General features: G+C 39.5%; 16 protein-coding genes. 11 read left to right on the plus strand and 5 right to left on the minus strand.

Annotation, left to right across the window (positions count from 1 at the left end; genetic code table 11):
• Window position 1 precedes the first annotated feature (1 nt).
• From ACFQ3S_RS00360 to ACFQ3S_RS00380, 5 genes are all read right to left on the minus strand, one after another.
• A complete protein-coding gene (locus ACFQ3S_RS00360; protein ID WP_377160041.1) occupies window positions 2-1168 on the minus strand; it encodes a DUF4249 domain-containing protein in 1167 nt (388 codons plus the stop codon).
• Between the two features lie 12 nt (window positions 1169-1180).
• Window positions 1181-1390: a hypothetical protein gene (locus ACFQ3S_RS00365; protein ID WP_377160043.1), complete on the minus strand. Its 210-nt coding sequence runs from the start codon at window positions 1388-1390 to the stop codon at window positions 1181-1183.
• A 4-nt stretch (window positions 1391-1394) separates the two neighbouring features.
• Window positions 1395-4169: a TonB-dependent receptor gene (locus ACFQ3S_RS00370; protein WP_377160045.1), complete on the minus strand. Its 2775-nt coding sequence runs from the start codon at window positions 4167-4169 to the stop codon at window positions 1395-1397.
• A 5-nt stretch (window positions 4170-4174) separates the two neighbouring features.
• Window positions 4175-4912, minus strand: coding sequence for a hypothetical protein (locus ACFQ3S_RS00375; RefSeq protein WP_377160047.1), 738 nt, complete (start codon window positions 4910-4912; stop codon window positions 4175-4177).
• A gap of 371 nt (window positions 4913-5283) precedes the next feature.
• Window positions 5284-6156 carry an AraC family transcriptional regulator gene (locus ACFQ3S_RS00380; RefSeq protein ID WP_377160049.1) on the minus strand — a complete coding sequence of 291 codons (873 nt, stop codon included), beginning with the start codon at window positions 6154-6156 and terminating at the stop codon, window positions 5284-5286.
• 180 nt (window positions 6157-6336) lie between these two features.
• Here ACFQ3S_RS00380 and fucP point away from each other — a divergent pair, with 180 nt between their 5' ends.
• From fucP to ACFQ3S_RS00435, 11 genes are all read left to right on the plus strand, one after another.
• On the plus strand, window positions 6337-7617 hold the full coding sequence (gene fucP / locus ACFQ3S_RS00385; protein WP_377160051.1) for an L-fucose:H+ symporter permease: 1281 nt from the start codon (window positions 6337-6339) through the stop codon (window positions 7615-7617).
• On the plus strand, window positions 7614-7943 hold the full coding sequence (locus ACFQ3S_RS00390; protein WP_377160053.1) for an L-rhamnose mutarotase: 330 nt from the start codon (window positions 7614-7616) through the stop codon (window positions 7941-7943). Before fucP ends, ACFQ3S_RS00390 begins: the two co-directional genes overlap by 4 nt.
• Window positions 7943-9619, plus strand: coding sequence for a UxaA family hydrolase (locus tag ACFQ3S_RS00395; RefSeq protein ID WP_377160055.1), 1677 nt, complete (start codon window positions 7943-7945; stop codon window positions 9617-9619). The genes ACFQ3S_RS00390 and ACFQ3S_RS00395 overlap by 1 nt, the downstream gene beginning before the upstream one ends.
• A gap of 117 nt (window positions 9620-9736) precedes the next feature.
• On the plus strand, window positions 9737-11581 hold the full coding sequence (locus ACFQ3S_RS00400; protein WP_377160057.1) for a glycoside hydrolase family 97 protein: 1845 nt from the start codon (window positions 9737-9739) through the stop codon (window positions 11579-11581).
• A gap of 9 nt (window positions 11582-11590) precedes the next feature.
• Window positions 11591-14356 (plus strand): family 78 glycoside hydrolase catalytic domain, encoded by a 2766-nt coding sequence (locus tag ACFQ3S_RS00405; protein WP_377160059.1) that lies wholly within the window; start codon window positions 11591-11593, stop codon window positions 14354-14356.
• Between the two features lie 18 nt (window positions 14357-14374).
• The gene (locus ACFQ3S_RS00410) at window positions 14375-16036 is read left to right on the plus strand and encodes an alpha-L-fucosidase (protein ID WP_377160061.1); all 1662 of its coding nucleotides are present in this window, start codon (window positions 14375-14377) and stop codon (window positions 16034-16036) included.
• Window positions 16037-16155: 119 nt separating this feature from the next.
• Window positions 16156-18633, plus strand: a complete 2478-nt coding sequence (locus ACFQ3S_RS00415) for a glycoside hydrolase family 95 protein (RefSeq protein ID WP_377160063.1) — start codon at window positions 16156-16158, stop codon at window positions 18631-18633.
• 160 nt (window positions 18634-18793) lie between these two features.
• Window positions 18794-19798 (plus strand): LacI family DNA-binding transcriptional regulator, encoded by a 1005-nt coding sequence (locus ACFQ3S_RS00420; RefSeq protein ID WP_377160065.1) that lies wholly within the window; start codon window positions 18794-18796, stop codon window positions 19796-19798.
• Window positions 19799-20267: 469 nt separating this feature from the next.
• Complete coding sequence (locus tag ACFQ3S_RS00425; protein WP_377160067.1) at window positions 20268-23288, plus strand: SusC/RagA family TonB-linked outer membrane protein; 3021 nt, start codon at window positions 20268-20270, stop codon at window positions 23286-23288.
• Between the two features lie 24 nt (window positions 23289-23312).
• Window positions 23313-25025 carry a RagB/SusD family nutrient uptake outer membrane protein gene (locus tag ACFQ3S_RS00430; RefSeq protein ID WP_377160069.1) on the plus strand — a complete coding sequence of 571 codons (1713 nt, stop codon included), beginning with the start codon at window positions 23313-23315 and terminating at the stop codon, window positions 25023-25025.
• Between the two features lie 73 nt (window positions 25026-25098).
• Window positions 25099-26667, plus strand: coding sequence for a GH39 family glycosyl hydrolase (locus ACFQ3S_RS00435; protein WP_377160071.1), 1569 nt, complete (start codon window positions 25099-25101; stop codon window positions 26665-26667).
• Window positions 26668-26742: the final 75 nt, after the last annotated feature.

Genomic DNA, 26742 nt, shown 5'->3' on the forward strand with positions numbered 1-26742 from the left:
ACTACGGCCAAAATGATGGTTTACGGTTTGATCCTCTCAGGGTACAATCTATACAATTACCACTGCTGCCCAAATAACCTATTAAAGTGCCTGTGAAAGGATTTGTAAGCTCAAAACTTGGAATTGCCAGTTTAGGTATTAAAAATGTACTAACTTCGTTTACTTTAGTGACCGGGTTTACAAAACGGAAGGTGTCTGGAGCACAAATGAGCCTGGATTTGCTGTATATTGCAGGTAGCTGGGCCGTAGATATAAAGATGCGTTTGGTTGTTACATTACAGGCCGAAATATAGCCTATAACCACTTCGGTACTATTATTTACAGGGTGGATATTGCTTTTTAAGGCCGATGGCTGCGCATCAAATATAGAACCCACCTGCTCTGTGTTTTTTTTCAGCGTTTGCCAAAATTCAAAAGCATCTTTGGTTAAGGCGTATTGTTTAAGTAAAACGCTGTACATAACACTTACTCTTTCAGATGCCGACGGTATAGTGGTAAGCAAATTATCGTTAACTACATCTTTGGTTAGCTTTACTGTAGATGCCAAACCAACGCTTGTGGATTCAATTGTTCTCCAGCATATTGTAATATTTTCGGCAGCACCAACCCTTGGTACAATGTCTTTACCGTCCGATTTCAAATAGGTAGGAATAGGGGAATGGAACTCGTAAGTTTCCGTATAATCAAACTTATAATAGCGTGCCTTATTACTATCATCGTGCGTGCTGTTATATATTTTCAAGTTGCTGTCATCGGCTTTAAAGGTAATGTCGTCAATAGCAGGCGTTAATTTTGTTTCCACAAAATCCGACAGGTATTGCTTATTATCGGTTGTTTTGATACGCACGCGGTATTGTTTAGCCGGATCTAAGCCTAAAGGCAAAGCAAAATAAACACCGCCACCTTTTTCAGTAAGTGTGTAAATATTATTCGCGTTACTTTCTACAGTAACTATTGCCTTTAATTCTGGCTTTAGTGTAGATGCACTGGTAAGTTTTACGGTTCGACTCAATTTAAATATGGTAGAATCGGCACCGGTATTAATGATACCTTCAACCACCAACCAGTTGGTGTTCACGTTAACCTCGGGAGGACTATACACTTCCTTGCAGTTTACCATAAACATGGCTGCCATAAGAAAAGTAATATAAATCTTAAATTTTTTCATATCAGTTAACATTTAATATTGCCAAAAAGCGTTGTTAAGTTGGTCTATTTTTACTGTGCGGCTCAGCTTAAATATAGTAGAATCGGCACCGGTATTAATTGTGCCTTCTACCACCAGCCAATTAATACTGTTGTTAACTTCGGGTGGGTTATAAACTTGTTTACAGTTTACAGCCGAAATTGCAATGAATATAAAGACAAATAATATGTTCCTGTTCTTCATAACCTTAAAACCTGATATTGTAATTTACAAACGGTATTGGATTAGCAAAAATTGACAGGCTGTAACCATTTATGCGGCCACCTTCTTGCGTAAAATAGGTAGAGTAGGCGTTATTGCGACCGGTAATGTTGTACACACCAAACGTAAACGAGTTATGAAAGCGCTGCTTTAAACGGTGATTACCATCAATAATAACCGAAAAATCGGTGCGGAATATATCTGATATACGGTATTGGTTACGATCGGAGTACACCACACGTTCCCCGCCCGCGTAATAAAAGCGGCCAATAGGTAATGTTAACGGCCTGCCGGTACTGTAAACCGTGTTTAACGATACGCTGTAACGGTGTGTAAAGCGATAATTGCCTATAAAATTAAAACTGTGTGGCTTATCATAATTGGCCGGGTAGTATGCGCCACCGTTAATTAATTCGCCGGCGTTGAGGTCATCTTGTTTAAGAAAGGTGCGCGAGTAAGTATAACTCACCCATCCGTTTAATTTGCCGGCATTTTTCTTTAACAAAAACTCAGCACCATAGGCCTTACCTCGGGTAGATAGTACGTCGGTTTCAATATTTTGATTAAGTATCAAAACAGCTCCGCTGCGGTAATCCAGGTAATTTTTCAGGCGTTTGTAGTACACCTCTACCGACGTTTCGATGGTGTTTGATTGAAAGTTTTTATACAAACCTAAAGATATCTGATCACCAAACTGTGGTTTAATGTTAGGGTCGCTAAGTTTCCAAACATCGGTTGGTGAAATTGCCGTGGTGTTTGAGAGCAGGTGTATGTATTGGCGCAACGTATTATAACCGGCTTTAACAGAAAAATTATCGGTTATAATGTACCTGGCCGATACCCTGATTTCGGGGCCGCCATAGGTCTTAATAAATTTACCTCCACTATAGGTTGTACTATCCAACAAATTAACAGTGGTTTTAGGAAGTCCTGCCGCATAGTTATTTACCGTTTGCGGACCCAAATAGTTATAAAGTGAGAAACGTACACCCGCGCTAACCGTAAGGTTACTGGTTACGTTATACTTATCGCCAAGGTATAGGGCGCTTTCCAATGCCTGCTCGGCAGGTACTGTTTCGGCTAATGTTAATGATTCGTTTCCAACCGGGAGATTAGTGCCCGGGTTAAGCTTGTAACGCTGCGAATTTACGCCAAACGAAAGTGTATGCTTAGGGTTAATAAAATAACTAAAATCAGCTTTAAAGTTAATTTGGTTAATATTGAAATCGAACTTATAAGCATTAACCGGGTTTGCATCGGCACCTACGCTATATTGGTACCTATCAAAACCACCTGTAATTACACTGTACAATTTATTGTTGAAGCTGTGTTTCCATTTTGCCGAAAAGTTGCGGTTGCCATATTTGTAAGAGGTATCGCTGTTGAGCCTGAAACCATCATTACTATAATAGCCGCTAAAGTAAAGGTTGTTTCTTTCGTTAATTTGATGACTCACGTTAAGACTCAAATCGTAGAAGTTAGCCCGGCTGTTTTTATATTGATCGGGCAGTGTTTTAAGCAGCCAATTAGCATAGGTGGTGCGGCCGCCAAAAATAAACGATGTTTTATTTGAATCGATAGGGCCTTCGATGTTAAAGCGGCTGGTAAGTAAACCTATGCCTGCCGATCCGGTATATTTTTTCTTATTGCCTTCGCGGTTATTTACGTCGAGTATAGAGGATAAGCGGCCGCCAAACTTTTCAGGGATACTACTTTTATAAAGCTCAATATCCTTCACAATATCAGGGTCGAACGCTGAGAAGAAGCCGAAAAAATGCGATGGATTATAAATGGTGGCATCGTTAAGTAAAATCAAATTTTGGTCGGCCGAGCCACCACGTACGTTAAAACCTGTACTGGCCTCGCCAACAGTTTGTACACCTGGCAGCGTCAATACTACCCGTAGAACATCGGCCTCGCCAAACACAGCAGGAACCTGCCTTATACTGGTAATGTCTATTTTATTAACACCCATTTCAACGCTGCGGACGTTGGCTATTTTTTCGGCCAATATTTTTACTTCTCTGAGCGATGTAATTTGCTCTTGCATGTCAATATTAAGCCTGCCATTACTATAAAGTATTACCTGGCGACGTGTATCGCGCATACCTAAACCCCTTATTATAAATGTATGTGACCCTCGTGGCAACGTAAGCGAATAATAACCAAACTGATCGGTGGCTACACCAGTTTTAGTGGCGGGTATGTATATACTGGCTCCAATAACGGGCTCGCCACTCTTACTATCACGCACGTAGCCTGCAAGGGTAACTTGTCCGGCTTTTACCGTATTGGTACGTATTCCTATTTCGTAGGTTTTGTTTTCTGAGGTAGCTTCTACCACTTTTTTCTCGGTAAGTGTGCTGGTGTAATCGGTAGCTCCGCTAATTTGTTTGGTAACAGGAGAAGTGGTTTTTTGATCGAAGAACCCTGGCGCCAGCTGGGTTCGAATTACCACATCTTTAGTTAAAAATATTTGTAACTGCGGAGTTATTGTGAAATTGTATGGAGTTCCTTTGAAAGCAGCATCAAGCACGGCATTTAAGGTAACCTGATTTAGTTGCAGGGTTACCCGCAAGCTATCGAATTTGGAGGGGTCGTAATAGAAATAATAGCCGGTTTTGCTCTCAAGATTGGTAACTAACTGGCTAATGGTTGCCTGCTGAAAATTAACATCAATTAACTTATTATCGCTCTGTTGAGCTAAACCCAGCAATGGCATGCCAATTAATATATACAGAAATAGATATAGTTTATTCATGTAAATTATTGGCTTATCTGGTCGTAGTAGGCAGCTAACTTGATTAAAGCCAAAGCTTTATTATCATTAAAAACTATATTGTTTTTTTTTAGGTACGCAGCAAGTTCGGTCTTTTTATCCTTAAAAGCCTTGAGTACCGAATTTTTACTATTTACGTTATAAATGATATTGTTTTTTTTAATATAATAGGCAATCTGTGGAGTAAACGTAACTTCTACGGCGGGTTGCACCACGCGTTCGCTGCGTTCTTTGTAATGACGGGCAAGTACTGTAGTTTTATTATTATACAAACTTTCGTAATAGCCTGGTTTAAGAAACCCATTAGCCGAGTCGGGTTGGGTAATGTGTATGAAATGATGATCTTCTATATAAAATTCTGCTATTTGCGTGCTCTTTAATATGAAGATGGCATGGTTAACTGGGCGGCTTGCTACTAACAATCCACGATAATCATCGTAAAGTACCGGTATGTTTTTATACCAGGTATCATTAAATTTTATCATGGCTGGTGTAAACTGTATAGTATCGCGGTAATACGGATTGCCCCGGTATGCCCTTGGTGCAAATAAATATTCTATGCCGTTATATATCTCAGCTTGCTCACCAATGTTTTGATAAAAATAGCTGACAGCTTTATCAATCCGGTTATCGGTAATGTTACTATCGGGCAAAATATTTTGAGCTTTTACCGAAAAAGCTAAAGCAAATATTATGGAAAATAGTGTTACAGTGCGATGAACCATTAAATATCAAGAGTTTAGGTAGGAAATATACGATTTTGTAATCTTATTTACGCAATATCTACACTTGTGTTATAATAAAATAATTTAAGCAAAAGTAAAGTAAATAAAGCGATCCATATTTTGGGCTGCCCGAAACCTTAAAGCATAAAGTGATCGAATATTCACTACGTTCAACTGGAATAAATAAAAATACTCGTAATATAGACTTTCCTATTGAAATGTCTACACCAACTCATTGTTAACTTAATAAGAAAATATGAATACTAATTTTAGTTTGCTCTGCTACAAAGAAGCTGTAAAACTATCGGAACGGCCCCACAACCTAATTTTTTCAATACATATACCAACAATTTATAAAACCAAATCAACCCTTACTTGCTAACAGTAAAGCTCTTTTGATAATTCAGCGGACTTTTACCGGTAATTTGTTTGAAGCATTTGTGAAAGGTTGCAAAATTATAGAATCCGCTTTCAAAACAAATCTCTTTAACGTTAAGCTTATCATTAATTAATAGCTTACAAGCATGCCCAACTCTAATTTCATTTAAAAATTGAGTATATGTTTTACGGCTGCGGGATTTAAAATATTTACAGAAAGAATTAGGACTGACGTTTGCAACTCCTGCAATTTCTTTCAACGTAATTTTATTTTTAAAGTTAGCGATGGAGTGATTATACACAGCATCTATTTTTTCTTTTTCAGTTTGTTGAAAGTTGTGCTGAAATCCTATGGAAGCTAATAGCGCCTGAGGGTTACATTTTGCAAAGGCAAGTAAAACTTCTATAAGTAAAATAATCTTTCGGGCACCTTCAGCTACTATAATCTCCTCCATTAATTGGCCAATATGTTCGGTATGATAACCATTAATACGTACACCGCGCCTGGATTGCTGTAAAATTGAGTGGATTTCCTTGTTTTCGGGCAGCGTTAAAAATACCTCTCCCCAAAAAAGCTCATTAAAGTGTATAACGCTTACATCGGCTTCTATGCCTTCCTTTTTATCAAAATAACGCTCATCAAAGAGCCAGTAGTGGGGTAAGTTGGGGCCAACCAAAATAATGTCTGTTGTATTAAACTGGCTTATGTTGTCTCCAACAAATTGTGTACCGTGACCTTTCTTGAAATAGATCAGTTCTACTTCTTGATGGTAATGCCACCGGTTATTTATATCAGGCGAAATATCACGCCGGGCACTAAAGGAGTTAACCAGGTCTTTAGATACTTTTAACAATTGTGGTTTCATTTTTTTGAATATGTTAAGCTCAAAAATCAGCGTTTTTGAGATAATTGTTGCTTGTATTTAGTATTTAATACAATTATGCTTAATAAATGGACAATTAAAGAAATTTTTGTTCGCCCTGTATTAACTTTATTTGTGTACCAATTAGTTTAGTATAAACCGCAAGTCATTTTAAGTAATTTCATGTCAAAAAATAAATACCTGTTTCCGCTCATTCTGGTTACATCCCTGTTTTTTTTATGGGCTTTTCTGCACAATATTAACCCCATATTAATACCACACTTAAAAAAGGCTTGTAACCTGAGCGACACACAATCCTCATTTATCGATTTGTCGGTTTATCTCGCCTATTTTATGGTGGCCATTCCGGCTGGTTTGTTTATGCATAAATTTGGCTATAAAAAAGGCATTATAATTGGGCTGGTGCTGTATGCGGCCGGTGCGTTCCTGTTTATTCCAGCAGCATCAGAACGCAGTTATACTTTCTTTTTGTTTGCTTTATTTGTTATAGCCAGCGGAGCTACTTTTCTGGAGGCTGTGGCCAATCCTTATGTGGCTGTATTGGGCGATAAAGAAACATCTGCACAGCGGCTAAATTTTGCACAATCGTTTAATGGCTTAGGATCTTTTGTGGCACCTATTATTGGCGGCCGGTTCATTCTTTCGGGTATTGAGCATTCTGCACAAGAACTTAAATCCATGTCGCCTTTACAAATGAATAACTATCTGCAATCGGAAGCAAATACGGTTAAAATACCTTACCTGGTTATAGGTATCGGAGTAATTGTTCTTATTAGTTTATTCCTGTTCACACATATCCCCGATGTTAAATCAGATGATAGTGAAGCCGACACGCATTCAGTAGGCACCAATTTTTCTATCCGTGTATTGCGATATTCGCATTTGCGGTGGTCGGTTATAGCCCAGTTTTTTTATGTGGGCGCACAGGTTGGTGTGGGTAGTTTTTTTATCCGTTATGCTAAATATGTAGCTGGCGTAAGCGAAAAAGATGCTGCCTTTTTATGGGGTGCTGTAGCTATGGTAGGTTTTATGGCAGGCCGTTTCATAGGTACTTTTTTAATGCGCTATATTAACCCCTCAAGGTTATTATCTTTTTATGCGGTAATCAATATCGTGCTTTTACTTATTGCATTAAATACCAAAGGAAATACGGCTTTGTACGCGGTAATAGGCGTACCCTTCTTCATGTCTATCATGTATCCAACCATTTTTGCATTAGGTATTAAAGGCCTGGGCGAAGAAACCAAGATAGCCGCATCTTTTTTAGTCATGTCTATTATAGGAGGTGCGTTCTCTCCATTGTTAATGGGGCTAATTTCTGATAAAACAGGCAACATACAAATTGCGTACTGGGTGCCTCTGGTGTGCTTTGTCATCGTACTTTATTATGGCTTAAAAGGTCATCAAGTTAAAACCAACGTAACCTTAAATCGTGTTTTATGAAAAGATACTGCTTAACACTCGATCTGCAAAACGATCCGAAGCTCATAGCTGAATATGAGGAATGGCACCGCGCTGTTTGGCCCGAAATTTTAGAAAGTATTACCGGGGCTGGTATCGATGATATGGAAATATACCGCTTTGCCGACAGGCTTTTTATGATTATGGAGGTAAATGAAACGTTCAGCTTTAACAGTAAAAATAATGCCGATGCAGCTAATGCTAAAGTGCAGGAGTGGGAAACACTGATGTGGAAATACCAAAAATCATTACCGCAGGCTAAGCCTGGCGAAAAGTGGTTATTGCTCGATCGTATTTTTAAACTTTAATGCAACAACAAATTATGCTAAATAACAGGCATACGTATATACAAATACACCCGGGCGATAACGTGCTGGTGGCCCTTACCGATCTTTTGCAAGGCTCAGTAGTAAATTACAAGGGAACCGAACTAATATTGGTCAATAATATAGCTGCCAAACATAAGTTTGCCTTACAGCAACTAAACCCTGGTGATGAGATTATTATGTACGGCGTTTTGGTGGGCAGGGCCAGTGCTTTTATACCGAAGGGAGGAGGCGTTACAGTAAATAATATCAAACATGCTTCAGAAGATTTTCATTTATCTGATCGTAAAACGGCTTGGAGCCAACCTAACGTAACGGCTCACCAGAATAAAGAATTTATGGGTTATCACCGGCCCGACGGATCAGTGGGAACAGCCAACTACTGGCTGGTTATACCATTGGTGTTTTGTGAGAACCGCAACATTAATGTGCTTAAAGAAGCTCTTTCGGCTAAGCTTGGGTTTGCTGAACCGCGTGGTTATGAAAACGAAGTGGACAGCTTGGTTGAGATGTACCAAACCGGAAAATCGGTTGAAGAAATATTGAATGCCGACTTGCGGCTAACGCCAGACAAGCAACCATCTAAAAAATTATTTTCTAATATTGATGGTATCAAGTTTTTGAACCACGAATTGGGTTGCGGCGGCACAAGAGCCGATTCGGACGCCTTGTGCGGTTTGCTGGCCGGTTATATAACCCACCCAAACGTAGCTGGTGCTACAGTTTTGAGTTTAGGCTGTCAGCATGCACAGGCGCAAATATTGCAGGCTGAAATTGCCATGCGCGACACCGCTTTTAGCAAGCCGTTGGTCATACTTGAGCAACAACAGTTGGGTACCGAAAGCAGACTGTTGCACGAAGCTTTAAAGCAAACCTTCGCCGGCCTAATGCAGGTGAATATACAGGAGCGTAAACCAGCACCCTTATCTAAGTTATGTATCGGTTTGGAATGTGGTGGATCTGATGGTTTTTCAGGCATATCTGCAAACCCGGCGTTGGGCTACCTGTCAGATATACTGGTAAGTATAGGTGGTAGTGTGATCTTGGCCGAGTTTCCGGAGCTTTGTGGAGTAGAACAGGATATAAGCGACCGTTGTGTAAACGAAGCCACCGCCCAAAAATTTATGCACCTCATGCGTACTTACAATGCAAGGGCCGAGGCCGATGGTTCGGGTTTTTATGCCAACCCATCTCCGGGTAATATTAAAGACGGTTTAATAACCGATGCCATAAAATCGGCAGGTGCGGCTAAAAAAGGTGGTACTTCGCCTGTTACAGCAGTGCTCGACTATCCTGAAAAGGTGACTAAACCAGGCCTCAACCTGTTATGCACACCAGGTAGCGATGTAGAAAGTACTACAGCCGAGGTAGCAGCGGGCGCTAACATCGTGCTGTTTACCACGGGCTTGGGTACACCCACCGGTAACCCCATAACGCCGGTCATCAAACTATCAACCAATACTAAACTCTACAACAAAATGCCTGATATTATTGATATTGACTGTGGGACCATTATTGAAGGGGAGGAAACCATACCCCAGGCCGCAGAGCGTATATTACAATATGTAATTAGTGTGGCCAGCGGCCTTACACAACCTAAAGCAGTAAAGTTAGGCCAAGATGATTTTATTCCCTGGAAAAGAGGAGTTTCATTGTAATTAAGTAACAAAGTGAAGGGTGAACTTAAAAATAATCAACCCGTTTTAATAGTCAATAATTTACAAGAAATGTATATAACATATTATCGTTCTAAAAAGCATTTTTATTTAAGCAGCATGCAAAAAATATTCTTATGCATTTGCTGTTACTGTATTTCTTCTTCGTGGGCTTTTGCAAGTAGCACCGATTTTGTAACAAGTCCCGATGGTAATGTACGTTTTACAGTAAACATAAAGGAGGGTAAATTAACTTACGCTGTTGATTTTAAAAAGTCAAGCGTTATTACGCCATCGGCAATAGGTGTAATTATTAACGGACAACCGTTTGTAAACATCACAGCAATTAGTAGCGTGAAAGCGTACATCATTAACGAAACCTATAAAACGTTAGGTGTTCACAATATGGCACATAATAACGCTAACGGAAAAAAGTTTAATATCAAATCGGGTGGGTTATCATTAGTACTTGATGCAAGGGTTTATAATGATGGGGTAGCTTTCAGGTATATAATTGGTAACCAAGGTAATGCAATTATTGAAAAAGAAACTACCGAGTTTAACATACCCGTTGGTACCACAGTTTGGGCGCAGTCAAATATCAAATATTATGAAGGCTCTTATAAAAAACGGAATATACAAGACTTTAAAGCAGGAGAGCTGGCCGGCCCTCCTCTTACACTCGAATTGCCGGGTAACGCCGGTTATGCAGCTATAACCGAAGGCGGCTTGGTTGATTTTGCGGGCATGTCTTTAATGGCTAATGGTAATAACGGCTTTACGGCAAACTTAACAGGCACTACCCAAAAAACAGGAGTTGTACAATCGCCCTGGAGAATTATTGAGGTAGGAAAAGATTTGAATACCTTGGTTAACTGCGATATTGTCACCAATGTTTCTCCTGCAGCCGATCCTAAATTATTTCCGCAAGGCAGCAATACAAAATGGGTTAAACCCGGCAGGAGCGTATGGTCGTGGTTGGCAAAAAGCAGAGAGATAAAGCTGGAAAATATGAAGCATTTTTCAGATTTAGCCTCGCAGTTAGGGTTTGAGTATAACCTGGTAGATGAAGGCTGGAGCGATTGGAAAGACGGAGAACGCGACCAATGGGATATGATGAAGGAACTGGTAGATTATTCAGCTACTAAAGGGGTTAAAATTTGGGTGTGGAAAGCTTATCCTGATAGAAACGGGATACCCGGAATAAATACCGTAGAAAAACGCAAAGATTTCTTTAAAAAATGTAAAGAATTAGGTATTGCCGGGTTGAAAATAGATTTTTTTGATTCTGAATCCCAGGAAATAATAGATTTTTACCAGGATGCATTGAGAGATGCCGCGGCATATCAACTCATGATTAATTTTCATGGAGCTAATAAGCCAACAGGAGAGAACCGTACCTGGCCAAACGAATTAACCAGAGAGGGCATAAGAGGTTTGGAAAACCGTTCGCCATGGGCACCCGGCAATACAACCCTCCCCTTTACACGTTACCTGGCTGGCCCCGCCGATTTTACTCCCGTGCATTTTGGAGATCGTTTGGGAGAAGTGAGCTGGGCACATCACGTAGCCACCATGGTAACCCATACTTCACCCTTTTTATGTATAGGAGCCGATCCTCAAAGCGTGTTGGATAACCCTTGTAAGCAAATGATCCAAAGCATACCTCCCGTTTGGGACGAAACCATTGTTTTGCCTCAAAGTAAAATTGGCGAATTAGCGCTGTTTGCCAGGCGCAAAGGCAGTACCTGGTATATAGCCGCCCTTAATGGAAGTGTTGACAGTAAAACGATAAACGTAAATTTATCCTTTTTAAAGAAGGGGCTTTATAATTTTTCTATCCTCAAAGATGATCCGGCAAAACAAGCTAATGTGTTGCCGGATAGTGCAAAGCTATCGGCTAAACAGTCGCTGAAAATTGTAATGAACGGTTCGGGCGGTTTTATTGCAAAAATCAACAATTAGCTATAAATCATGAAAAATAAAAACAGGTTTTTATTGGCTTTAATGCTATTATTTACCATTAAAGCACAAGCGCAACGTTTACAGGCCACCCATTTATTATGCGAATATCAAACTAATCCTATTGGGGTTGAAAGTTTAAAGCCAAAGTTTAACTGGCAACTGCAAACCCAGCAAAATAATATTGTTCAAACCGCTTACCGTGTTTTGGTTGCCAACGATACTGTTTCGTTGAATAATAACAAAGGTAATGTATGGGATTCGGGCAAGATCAATTCCAGCCAGTCAATTCAGGTTGTGTATAACGGTAAAAGTTTACAGCCGGTAAAAACCTATTACTGGAAAGTTATGGTTTGGGACAATAACAAAAACGTATCGGCTTGGAGTAAAAAGGCATTCTGGCAAATGGGCCTTTTAAACCAGCTGGATTGGAAAGGTGCCCTGTGGATAGGGTACGAAAAGCTACCCGATTCGTTGCGTATAGTACCTGCACAGGCCGATAACGGCGACCCTAAGTTTGGTAAGCGAAAAGATATATTACCCTTAATACGTAAAGAGGTATTCATTAAAAAAGCGGTTAAAAAAGCTACAATGTTTATTTGTGGTTTAGGACAGTTTGAGCTTTACATGAACGGTAATAAAATAGGCGACCACTTTTTAGACCCTGGCTGGACAAAGTATGATAAACAGGCGTTGTATGTAACCTTTGATGTAACCAAGCAAATTAAACAAGGCAATAATGCGCTTGGCATAATGCTGGGTAATGGGTTTTACTACATACCCGGCGAACGATACCGTAAAATTACCGGTGCTTTCGGTTACCCGCAAATGATTTGCCGTTTGGTATTGCAGTACAAGGATGGCTCGGGAGATGATGTAATTAGTGACGATTCGTGGAAAGCAGCACCAGGCCCCGTTACTTTTTCGAGCATATACGGTGGAGAAGATTATGATGCCAATTTAGAGCAAACAGGTTGGAAAAAGGGTAACTACAATGATAAAACCTGGAAACAAGCCGTAGTTGTTAATGGCCCTCCTCAGTTAAACAGCCAGGCCCAGCAGCCTTTAAAAGTATTTGAAAACTTTACAGCAAAAATAACCCAGCCAAAACCAGGCGTATGGGTTTATGATTTTGGCCAAAATGCCTCAGGTATTCCTTTTATAGGAGTAAAAGGTAAAAAGGGGGAAACAATCAAGATCATTCCGGGCGAACTTTTAGCAGCCGATGGCACGGTTACCCAAAATGCAATAGGCAGCCCTGTTTATTTTAATTATACCTTAAAGGGCGGCAGCGCAGAAACCTGGCAACCCCAATTTATGTACTATGGCTTTAGGTATGTACAAATAAATGGGGCAGTACCGGTTAATGAAACTAATACAGATCAGTTGCCGGTTATAACACAAGCCAAACTATTGCATACCCGTAATTCGGCTACCCAAATCGGGAGTTTTTCCTGCTCTAACAATTTGTTCAACAAAACTTTTAAGCTTATTGATTGGGCTATACGCAGTAATACGGTCAGCATTTTTACCGATTGTCCGCACCGCGAAAAACTGGGATGGCTGGAAGAAGCACACTTGGTTGGAAGCTCGATCCGTTATAATTATGACATCGCCACCCTGTGCAATAAAGTAATCACCGATATGAAGCTCTCGCAAACAGAAGATGGGCTTATACCCGATATTGCTCCCGAATATGTGCAGTTTGGAGGGGGATTTCGAGACTCGCCAGAGTGGGGAAGTAACGGGATTATTATGCCTTGGTACGTGTATCAATGGTATGGTGATAAGCAGGTATTAACAGATAGTTATACGATGATGACACGCTATGCCGCTTATTTGGAAAAGAAAGCAAAAAACCATATTCTTTATTTCGGCTTAGGTGATTGGTACGACATCGGGCCTAAAGAGCCCGGCGTATCTCAGCTTACCCCGGGTGGGGTTACATCAACCGCTATTTATTATTACGATTTAACTATTTTAAGTAAGATAGCCGCTATTTTAGGAAAAAGCAGCGACGAACAAAAATATATCCAACTTAGCAAAGAAGTTAAAACGGCTTTTAACAATAAATTTTTTAATAAAGAAACTAATCAATACGCTACAGGCAGCCAAACGGCTAATGCTATGGCCATTTATATGGGTTTAACCGAGCCGGGAAGCAGGCAGGCCGTGGTTGATAACCTTGTTAAAGATCTGCGTAACCGCAACAACAGCCTCACTGCAGGAGATATAGGATACAGGTACTTGCTAAGGGCACTTGATGATGCAGGTCGTTCTGATGTTATTTTTGATATGAACAGCCGCTCGGATGTACCGGGCTATGGTTATCAGTTAGCTCAAGGTGCAACTTCACTTACCGAGTCGTGGCAGGGTAACCGTATTTCATCAAATAACCATTTTATGCTGGGACACTTAATGGAATGGTTCTATAGTGGCTTAGGCGGTATTAAATCTGCAGAAAACAGCGTGGCATTTCACGATATGGAGATACGCCCCGAGCCGGTTGGAGATGTTACGTATGTAAAAGCCGATCATATATCACCATATGGACCAATCCATGTAGAATGGAAAAAAAATAAGGGGGTGTTTAATCTTTCGGTTAAAATACCAGCCAATACCAAAGCTACCATCTACTTGCCATCAACCTCAACATCTGTAGTTACCGAAAGCGGTAGGAGTATTGCCTCTGTGAAAATTTTAAAGTACGAAGGTTATCAAAACGGTCGGAAGGTGATCACAACAGGATCGGGCAGCTATAATTTTCAAGTAAAGTAATCACTTTGTAAACCGGTAATGAAAAGAAGAACGCTGATAAAAACTGCTGTAGGGGCGTTGCCAGCTTTAGGATTCCCCAATTTACTAAAAGCAAACACCTTTTGGAACGGTTTGGCCAATACTCCACCAATAACCGTTAAAGGCCCTTATAAACCAAGTTGGGAGTCGTTGAGCCAGTACCAGGTTCCCAATTGGTTTCGCGATGCCAAGTTTGGTATATGGGCACATTGGGGCCCTCAGTGCCAGCCTGAGTTTGGTGACTGGTATGCCCGCAAAATGTATATTGAAGGCAGTGATGCCTATAAATACCATGTACAAAAGTATGGCCATCCTTCCAGGTTTGGCTTTAAAGATGTTATAAATGAGTGGAAAGCGGAAAACTGGAACCCTGATGATTTACTAAACTTGTATAAACGGGCGGGTGCCGAGTACTTTTTCGCCCTGGCTAACCATCATGATAATTTTGATCTGTTTCCTAATAAATACCAGTCTTGGAACTCAACCCGTTTTGGACCTAAAAAAGACTTAATAGGCGGATGGGCAAAGGCAGCAAAAGCCCAAGGTATGCGTTTTGGTGTAAGTGTACATGCTTCACATGCACATACGTGGTATGAAGCTGCACAGCATGCTGATAAAACCGGAGCTTATGCAGGTGTACCCTATGATGGTAATATAGACCTTTCGGCCGGTGCAGGTACCTGGTGGGAGGGTACCGATCCGCAAGAATTATATGCACAAAAACATCCGCTAAGCACTACCGAAAACACAACATATTCTGTAATTAAGGTTTGGGAATGGCAAAAAGGAGTGAATTTGCCCAGTAAAGCATACTTTGAAAAGTTTTATAACCGTACGCTAACACTAATTAACAAGTACGAACCCGACTTGGTTTATTTTGATGATACAGCACTGCCGCTGTGGCCGGTTAATGATGCAGGTTTACGTATTGCAGCGCATTTATATAATAAAAGTATTAAGAAACACGGACAATTAGAGGCTGTGGTTTTTGGCAAAATATTGAACGAACAGCAACTCAAATGTATGGTTTGGGATATTGAACGCGGACAGAGCAACCGGATAGAAAGTTTGCCATGGCAAACTGATACCTGCCTGGGCGATTGGCATTACGACCGAAGAATTTACGATAAAAAAGGGTATAAAACTGCAAAAACCGTTATACAAACGTTGGTTGATGTGGTGAGTAAAAACGGTAATTTACTATTGAATGTGCCGGTTAGGGGAGATGGTACCATTGACGAACAAGAAAGGGCTGTATTGGAAGAAGTTGCTTTATGGATGGATATAAATAAAGAAAGTATTTATGGTACCCGCCCATGGAAAATTTTGGGTGAAGGGCCTGCTTTAACATCATCAGCACCACTTACTGCCCAGGGTTTTAACGAAGGAAAAGGTAAACCTTTTACCGATGAGGATATTAGATTTACAGCTAAAGGTAATGCGCTTTATGCTATTGTACTGGGAACTATAAGCAAGAACAAAGTAACGGTAAAATCCTTATCAACCCAAAGCTTATATTACAAAGAACGTATCTCTTCGGTAGCATTGCCAGGAAGCAATCAGCCCTTAAACTTTTTGCAAACTGCCGATGGTCTGATTATAAATATTCCCGACCATTTGCAAGGCAAATACGGGTGTGCGTTTAAAATTGCCAATGGTTAATCATTGGTTTTATAACATATTTCCTAACTGAAAATTATAGTAACCTTAATAGGTAAAGTATAAAACATAAATTACGTTAACAACACATCATTTCTTTAATAAATATTACGCTTCCATTCATGAAAAACAGGCTAATTAAATTCCTGAATTGTGTTTTATTATTGCTGGTGCAATTTATAACATACAATGCTCAAGCGCAGGATAATACCTTATGGTATAAACAGCCGGCTGCCGTATGGACAGAAGCCTTACCGGTAGGTAACGGCAGGTTAGGAGCAATGGTTTTTGGCAAAATTGATGATGAATTGATCCAGTTGAACGAAGCTACCTTATGGTCGGGGGGGCCTATGAAAAAAAACCTCAATCCTGATGCCTTTTCTTACCTATCGCAGGTTAGAAACGCACTATTTAAAGGCGATTATAAAAAAGCGCAGGAACTGGATAAAAAAATACAGGGGCCTTATACACAAAGCTATTTGCCCCTTGGCGATTTACATATTCAGCAAGTTTTTAATACCGCACAAAAATCAGAAAAATATTACAGGGACCTTAATATTCAAAATGCGGTAGCTACCACAAAGTACACCGTTAACGGTACAAGCTATACCCGTGAAGTATTTTCATCGGCGCCTGACCAGGTTATAATTGTACGTATTACCAGTAGTAAACCTAAGCAGTTAAATTTAAAAATAAACACCAGCAGTCAACTGCGTTTTGCAAATCAGTTGTTAAAAAACAATGTGCTGGCACTCAGCGGTAAGGCACCTGCCCATGTTGAACCCAGCTATGTAAACTACAAAAAAGACCCGATAGTTTATGACGATAATGACCATTGTAAAGGTATGCGTTACACATTACTGGTAAAAGCTGTAAGCAATGATGGTAAAATTACCGGCCATAATAGTGATATTACTATAAAAGATGCTTCAGCAGTTACCCTTTACCTATCGGCGGCAACCAGTTTCAACGGCTTTAATCAATGCCCCGATAGGGATGAAAACAGTATAGCGCTCAACAATTTAAATAAGGCATTGCAAAAATCGTACACAAAGTTGTTAAGTGCGCATTTAGCTGATTTTCAATATTATTTTAACCGGATGTATTTAACGCTTAATAATAGCAGTAGCACAAAAAGTAGTTTACCTGTAGATGAAAGGTTGGCTGCTTATACAAAGGGTGCTAAAGACCCCGGCATCGAAACTTTATATTTTCAATATGGCCGCTATTTGCTTATCAGTAGCTCGCGTACCGCTGGTGTACCTGCTAATTTGCAAGGAATATGGAACAAAGAACTTCGGGCTCCATGGAGTTCAAATTACACCAGTAACATTAACGTACAGATGAATTACTGGATGGCCGAAAGTTGTAATTTATCAGAAATGCATCAACCTTTGTTTGATCTTATACAGGAGCTATCAGTAACAGGGGCAACTGCTGCAAAAGAATATTATCATGCAAGGGGGTGGGTTACGCATCATAACACGGATATATGGGCCCTGGCAAACCCGGTAGGTGATTTTGGATACGGCGATCCTAAGTGGGCTAACTGGCCTATGGGCGGCAATTGGCTTACACGGCATCTTTGGGAACATTATTTATACACAGGCGATAAGCAATTTTTAAAGAATACGGCTTACCCATTAATGAAAGGGGCAGCAAAATTTGTTCAGGACTGGTTAGTTGCCGATAGCAGCGGGCATTTGGTAACAGCGCCTTCCATGTCGCCCGAAAATGATTTTATTTATGCCCCCGGTAAGGTTAGCGGTGTATCTGTATCTACCACTATGGATATGGCTATTATCAGGGACCTGTTTGATAATTTAATAACAGCAAGTAAAGTATTAGCTACCGATGCCACATTTAGGGATACGTTAATTAATATAAAGAGCAAACTTATACCATACCAAATAGGCAGCGAGGGCCAGTTGCAGGAATGGTTTAAAGACTATGAATCGCCCGACCCGCATCACCGTCATGTATCACATTTATACCCGGTATATCCTTCAAATGAAATATCTATAGCAAAAACGCCCCAATTGGCAGCAGCAGCTAAAAGATCGTTAGAATTAAGAGGGGATGAAAGTACCGGCTGGAGCCTTGCCTGGAAAGTTAATTTGTGGGCACGTTTGCAGGATGGTAATCATGCTTATAAACTTTACCGCGATCTTTTGCGAATTACACGCGAAAGTGGATATGATTACAGTAAAGGTGGAGGTGCTTATCCTAACCTGTTTGATGCACACCCCCCTTTTCAAATAGATGGTAATTTCGGCGGTGCATCTGGCGTAGCAGAAATGCTGATGCAAAGCCAGAATGGTAATATCTATTTATTGCCAGCCCTGCCCGATGCCTGGAATAGCGGGGTGGTAAAGGGCCTTGTGGCCAGGGGCGGTTTTGTAGTGAATATCAACTGGGCAGGCAATAAGCTAACTCATGCCGTTCTATTATCAAAAAATGGCGGTATTTGCAAGGTAATTTCCAAATACCCTTTAATAATTGGCAATATTGGTATTAAACCGGTGAAAATTAATGATGTTTATGAGTTAACAATTAAAACAGATAAGGGTAAAGTATATGAGCTGATGCCGCTACCTTAAACACTTTTTAAAACAAAAATCAGCCTATTTCTCAATCAAAAATCAGCAGATTATTTACACAGCATTTAACAGTGCATTCTAATTAAAATTTTGTAAATTATTTAGGTTAGCATATATCAACTCAATAACCCTTAATTATAGTACAGTAAAATCATTTTGTATGAGTGGTATAAATATTAAACAACTTGCACATGAGCTAAATCTTTCGGCGGCAAGTGTATCGAGGGCACTGCGAGACAGTCATGAAATAAGTACCTCTACAAAAGAAAAAGTTTTGGCTTTAGCTAAAAAGCTCAATTATGAACCTAACCCATTTGCCAGTAATTTACGCCATCCTCAAAGTAAAACCATTGCCGTAATCATCCCCGAAATAAATAACCATTTTTTTTCATTAGCTGTTAATGGAATAGAAGATATTGCCCGTAAACACGATTTTCATGTGCTGATTTATCAATCGCATGAGGATAGTGAAATGGAGATATCTTTTACAAACCGCATGCTCAATGGCCGTGTAGAGGGTATATTGATATCTGTTTCAAACGAATCGAACAACAGCGGGCACTTTTCCGATTTATCAAAAAAAATACCCATTGTTTTCTTTGATAGGGTGTACGAAAACATTGACGTAGCCGGTGTAATTACCAATGATTATGAAAGTTCTTTTAATGCAACTCAATATTTAATAAACTGCGGTTGCAAAAGAATTTTGTATTGTAAGGCTCTAAACAAGATAGCTGCAGGGCAAAATAGGTTACGTGGATATATAGATGCGCTACAGGCCAATGGCCTTTTACCTGATGAAAACCTGATGGTAAACGTTGGTAATAACAAGTTAACTAATAAGCAACTTATTAAAAGCCATTTAACCAGCTTTAAGCCGGATGGAATACTGTCATCGGTAGAAGAAATGGCTTTCCCATGTTACATGGCCTGCAATGAACTGAATTTAAGAATTCCAGAAGATATTAAGATCATAAGTTTTTCAAATTTGGAAAGTGCCTCTCTTTTAAACCCACCGCTCACAACCATTACGCAACCGGCGTTTGAAATGGGGCAGCGGGCAGCAGATATACTTTTTAAAAAACTACAAAAAAAAATGTTTGAAACAGAAGATCAGGAACTGAAATCTATACTTATTAAAAGGGCGTCAACAGGAAATTATTGAAAAAGTTATGCTGCAAAGCATTGTTTCAACATTAAAAAAAACGCACAATTTTCATAAAAATTAACGTGCAAAATATTGTATTAATAACAATGTAAACCTGTGTGCATTATTTATCTAATAAATAATGACCGAATTTGATAATAAAACTAATAAAAATAGTTTCAAATTTAAGTCGGCAGGTATTGGGTAATTAATATTATTTGCTCATAAATGTGCGTTTAATAGTACAAAAAGCGCAATTTTACGTAAACGTTTGCGTAAATAAATAGCATAAATGTATAGTTGACATTTAATATTTTTTTACACCTTCGATAAATAAACCAATTGAATTATTGCATAGTAAAGTTATAACCAAGCTTGAAATACTGGGTGCCAATAATTCTCATTATCAATTAAACTAAATTATATGATTAAAATTAGACTTAAATTATTTAAGCATAATAAATCTGTAGTAACAATTTTGCTACTTATGCTTATTTCCTTTAATTATGCTTTTGCACAAACCGCCGTAAAAGGAACAGTTGTGGATAGCAAGGGTGGTACACTTCCCGGAGTTACCGTAAAAGTTAAAGGAGGCCTGCAGGCCACATCTACCGATGTAAACGGAAAGTTTAACATTAATGTGCCCACCGGCTCGGTTTTGGTTTTAAACTATATTGGTTTCGATAGTAAGGAAGTTACTGTAGGTAGCCAAACCGATATTTCGATAACCCTCACCGAAAACCGCCAGGCGTTAGAAGATGTGGTGGTTATTGGCTACGGCACTAAAAAGAAGATCGACCTTACCGGTACGGTTAACTCGCTGCAATCAGAAGAAATTACCCGTGCTCGCGCTACAGGTACACAAGAAGCTATGCAGGGTCGTTTGCCGGGTGTGGATATTAAACGTGGTTCGGGCAAACCCGGATCTGATTTCAGTATCGAGATTAGAGGTGCCAACTCAATTACCGGAAATACACAGCCTTTATATGTAATTGATGGCATACCGGTGGGTCAAAATGGTGGTGCAACTAACCCGGTTAACGATATAAACCCTGCGGATATTGAGAGAATAGATGTGTTAAAAGATGCGTCTTCCACAGCTATATATGGATCTCGTGGTTCAAATGGTGTAGTATTAGTTACTACCAAAAGAGGAAGTAAAGGTGGAGCAAAAATCATTTATGACGCTTATGTGGGTATTGTCAATCCATATCACATACCTCCGGTAATGGATGGCCCTAAGTTTGTGGATTACGTCCGCGATTATTTTTATGAATTGCCAAGGGCGGCAGCTATCAGGAACAATCAGCCGATACCGACTACACCTATATCAGATAATAATATATTTTCAGCTACTGAGTTAACTAACATCGCCAATGGTACTTATACCGATTGGGTAGACTTGATCAAACGTAACGGAGTATCAACCAATCAAAACCTTTCTATAACAGGCGGAGACGAAAAAACTAATTACTTTTTAGCTGCCGGTTTTCAATCTTATCAAGGTACTATGAAGGCTGAAGTCACTAAAAAATATACTTTAAAAGCCGGTATAGACAAAACTTTAAGCAGTATCTTTAAAGCAGGTGGTTCTATTTACACCACATTTGCTGATATCCACCCAAGCAGTTCTGAAGCTTTTCGTAGCGCTTACCGCCTTCGTCCTACAGGTAGCGCTTATAATGCCGATGGATCGGAAAGGTTTTTTGCTTATGAAACTGAAGCGCAAATCACCAATCCGCTATTTGATTTCAGGAACGAAATCAGGCAACAGCAATACATCCACGTTTTACCTAATATATATGCCGAAGCCACTTTATTTAAAGGTTTAAGATTACGTACTTCATTTAGCCCCGATGTTACTTTTCAACGCCAAGGGCAGTTTAATGATACTTTTTCAAAGACCCGTTTAGGTACTCTGCCAAACAGCGCATCAAGCAGTTCCAATCAGTGGGTTAATTATACCTGGGACAATCTGTTGGTATATAGTAACGAAATTGGAAGAAATAAATTTGATGTTACTTTAGGTAACAGCTTTGAGTATCACCAACAGGATTTTAGCTCGAGCTCAGCAGCAGGTCTTCCGTTCAATTCATTATGGTATAATTTACAATCAGCTACAACTGTTAATGGTATAGCACCGGTAGTAGGCGTAATTAGTGGTTATAGCAAGCAAAATATTACGTCGTATTACGGAAGGGCTAATTATACTTATAATGACCGTTACTTATTTACAGCTACTATACGGGCCGATGGTAACTCTATATTCGCACCTGGGCAAAAATGGGGCTATTTTCCATCTGGAGCATTTGCATGGATAGCCAGCCAGGAAGATTTTTTAAAGGATATAAAAGCAATTGATCTGTTAAAATTCAGGTTAAGCTACGGTAAATCAGGAAATGCTGCATTAAGTAATTACCTGCAACCCTATGTTACACAAGAAAGATTGGGACAAACCCTGTATGATTTTAACGGAGTGGGAGCAAACGGTTTATTGCCGGCACTTGGTAACCAAAATTTAACCTGGGAAAAAACAGATGAATATAATGCTGGTCTGGATATGCAAATGTTGAATAATAGAATTGGTTTGCAACTGGATTTGTACCGAAAAACAACTAAGGGAACTCTTTTAAACCAAAGAATTCCAGATGGAAATGGCTATAGCTTTATACCTAATAATTTGGGTACAATTCGTAACCAGGGTATTGAGGTAGGTATTAATACGGTTAATGTTCGCTCATCTAAATTTACATGGAATACCAATTTTAATTTTGCCATCAATAGAAATAAAATACTGGAGTTATATGGCGATGGTAAGGATGATATAGGTAATGGGCTATTTATCGGCAAGCAATCAAGAGTTGTTTATCGCTATAAAATAATAGGCGTATGGCAAAATGAGGAACTTGCTGCAGCTAAAAGCTTTGGAAGAATACCCGGGCAATACAAAATTGAAGATATCAGTGGTCCTAATGGCGTACCTGACGGGCAAATCTCTTCGGTCGACAGGCAAATTGTTGGTAGCGATATGCCTAAATGGTTTGGTGGTTTAACCAGTACTATGAATTATGCTAATTTCGATTTTAGCGTTACCTTATACACCAGACAAGGTACTTTTGAAAATAGTGTGTTTTTAGAACAGGCAATGAACGGCGATCAAACCCGTGCGCGTTTTGGCGCATTTGACCGCGATTACTGGACTCCCACAAATCCAAGTAATACCTGGGCCAATACGGCTATTGAGCAGGATGGTGAAGCCAGAACTGTAGCACAGTTTCAAAACAGTTCGTACACTAAAATCAGTAATATAACTTTAGGCTATACTATTCCTAAAAAGGTTCTTAGTAAAGTTGGTATTCAGGGCCTCAGGGTTTATGCCAATGCCTTTAACCCTTTTATATTCAGCAAATTTATTGGATGGGACCCTGAAAATCCCAGCGGTAATTCATTCCTTAATCAGGACTTCCGCACCCGTACTATTATGATGGGTTTAACGCTTACTTTATAATTGGATATAATTATTAAAAATTTTATGATGAAATATATCAATAAAAAATATTTACTGATCAGCACATTTGCACTACTGATCGGTATTACAGGCTGTAAAAAGTTTACAGACGAATACAATCCTGCAAACCGTGTTGCCGAAGGTTATTACGATACACCATCAGGTTTTGAAGATTTGGTTAAAGCAAATTATGCTACTTTACGTGGCATAGTAAACTTTCCGGGTTTCTTTAATTTAGGCACCGACACCTACAGCACACAAAATATTACAGATAACAATGGCGAAAACTTGTACAATATAAACTTCAACTCCTTTAATGGTGATGTACAAAATTTTTATACACAGTTATATGCAGCAATAAACATTGCTAACAACACTTTATATTGGAGCACAAGGGTAACTGGTGGTAATGCCACAACTATAAATATTAGAGTTGCAGAAGCAAAAGCGTTGCGTGCTTATTATTATTTTTATCTGGCAGAGACTTTTGGGGATGTGCCTTTGGTTTTAACCCGTACTACAGGTGATATAACATTAGCATTTGTTCGTACGCCCGAAAAGGATATTTATACACAAATAATTCAGGATTTGAATGATGCCATTGCTGCTTTACCTGCCACCACTACCGATTTTGGCCGTGTAACCAAGGGCTTTGCCCAACATTTATTATCAAAGGTCTACTTAACCCGCGGGTATAAGTCATATGGTGCCGGTAATACCGACTTTACACAGGCGGCAACCTTAGCCGAAACGGTAATCAATTCAGGTACTTACGCTTTAAAGCCGAGATTTTCTGATTTGTTTGATCCTAATGTTGCTAATTATCAGGCTAATAACGAAGTGATATTTTCGGTTCAATATAGTACAAATACACTTTTTAATGGTGGCGGTAATACCCTTCACCAATGGTTTATGTGGGATGTTCAAAACACAGCACTGCTTGGAAGAAGTGTTTTTTATGGTAAAACTAACAATGCTATAGCTCCTGTTCCTTATTTTTTTAGTCTGTTTAACAAAACAAGTGATAGTCGTTATTTGGCAACTGTATATGATGCTATAATCACACAGATTGCAGGCACTTATAGTGGCAAAAGTTTTGCTGTTGGCGATACCTTGATTTATTATCCTAACGTAGCATTTACTCCTGCACAAAAAGCACTCCGCAAATACATTGTTATTAACCCCGATGAATATCGTACTTCTCCGTTTTTGGCTTCAGTACGCAATTATCCACAGTTTAAAAAGTTCCGTGATCCATTCGTTGCCGGTTATGTTGATAACGGCGGTGCACGGGATACTTATATTTTCAGGTTGGCCGAAACATACCTGATGGCTGCTGAAGCTTATGTTAAATTAGGTAACCAGTCAAAAGCTTTAACTTATTTAAACACTTTAAGAACAAGGGCGGCCAAAACGGGTACTAATCCTGTTAGCGGACTAACCTATGCTGCCGAATTACAGTACTCAGGTATAGTAACACTCGACGTAATATTGGAAGAACGTGCCAGGGAATTAGTTGGCGAAGAGTTTAGATGGTATGAACTAAAAAGAATGTATGAAACCGTAGGTAATGTGAGTACCAATAAATTACTTACGCGCTCATTATTGTATAATGAAGAACTTAAAGCAGCACAAACTGGTAAAACAGTTTTAGATGCAAAATTCTTGCTTCGCCCAATACCTCAGCAACAAATTGATTTAAACAGAGGTGCTTTCCCTCAAAACCCTGGATATTAATCAAATATTATCCAAAAATCCAACCAATCCCCTGGCTATACCAGAGGATTGGTTTTTATAATTTCACTACCTTATGAAATATACTGCCATAACTTGTTTTTTAGCTGTTCTGTTATTATTCATTTTCAATTGCAAAGCTGCCGATACCGATAGTACACGTGTTATTAAAATCGATATTACCAAGGTAGCAGGAACCCGGAGCCATGTTTACCAGGAATGTGTAGGTGCAGGCAGAGCCAGCGAGGGGTTACGGGCCGATTGGCAGGAGCAGCTTACCTTAATAAAAAAAGAAGTAGGGTTTAAATATATCCGTTTTCATGGCTTGCTTAATGATGATATGCATGCCTATACCGAAGATGCCAAAGGTAACCCGGTATATAACTGGCAGTATGTTGATAAGTTATATGATTTTTTATTACGTATAAAAGTACGCCCCTTTGTAGAATTTGGTTTTATGCCACCGGCTTTAGCCAGCGGCGAAAAAACGGTATTTTGGTGGAAAGGTAATATCACCCCGCCTAAATCATACGAAAAATGGTCGGCTTTTATTACTGCCATGGTTAAGCATTTTGAGGAGCGCTACGGTAAAAAGGAAGTAGAGCAATGGTACTTTGAAGTGTGGAACGAACCTAATTTAAAAGAGTTTTTCGGCGGTGATATTAAAGAATATTTTAAATTGTATGTAGCAACTGCAAAGGCAGTTAAAATTGTTTCAACTACCTATAGGGTGGGCGGTCCGGCCACATCGGGCAGTACGTGGATCAAGGAGGCTTTAGAAGAGTTTGCCACTTACCCGCAACTGGTAGATTTTATTTCTACCCATGCCTACGGCACCCGCTCCGTATTTGACGAGTTTGGTAAAAGGCGTACGCAAATGCGGGAAGCCGACGGAATACCTATAGCCGTAAACAAAGTAAGGCAGGATGTTAATGCATCGGCCCTGAGCAAAAGAGAAATTCATATTACCGAGTGGAATTCATCGCCTAACCCGCTCGATCCGTTGCACGATACTTATCAAAACGCAGCCTACGTGCTTAATGTGTTAAAGAAAACGGAGCACTTGGTTAACTCCATGTCATACTGGACGTTTACCGATATATTTGAGGAGGCAGGGCCCCCGCTAAAGCCATTTCATGGTGGTTTTGGCTTGCTCAATTTGCAATCCATTAAAAAACCTTCGTATTTTGCCTATAAATTTATTAATGAACTGGGAGAAAGAGAGTTAGTAAATACAGATCGTAGTTCATGGATATGTAAAGACAGCAAAGGCAATATACAGGTATTGTTTTGGGATTACCGTCTACTATCTCCCGATAGCTCTTACAATCAACAATTTTACAGCAAGCTGTTGCCTTCTAAAGCAGTAGGTACAGTTAAATTATCTGTTGATCATTTAACCAATGGGAAATATAAACTACAGATCTATCGTGTAGGATATATGAAAAATGATCCGTACACATCTTATTTAAAAATGGGTTCGCCTTCTTATATGTCACAGCAACAAGAAAACAGTTTAAAGGCTATAGCCAACGGCGCACCCGATAAAGAACTGAATATCGATATCCGTAACGGCAAATGGACATCTGCGTTTGAGCTTAAACAAAATGAAACCTTTTTTATAAAATTAAACCGGATCAATTAATTGTAATAATACAAGTACAAAACGGCTGTTGATAGAAGAGATTTTTTAAAATTTCTGCCGCAGCTGCATTACAAA

This window comes from Mucilaginibacter terrae, from assembly GCF_042679325.1.
Classification (GTDB): Bacteria; Bacteroidota; Bacteroidia; order Sphingobacteriales; family Sphingobacteriaceae; genus Mucilaginibacter; species Mucilaginibacter terrae.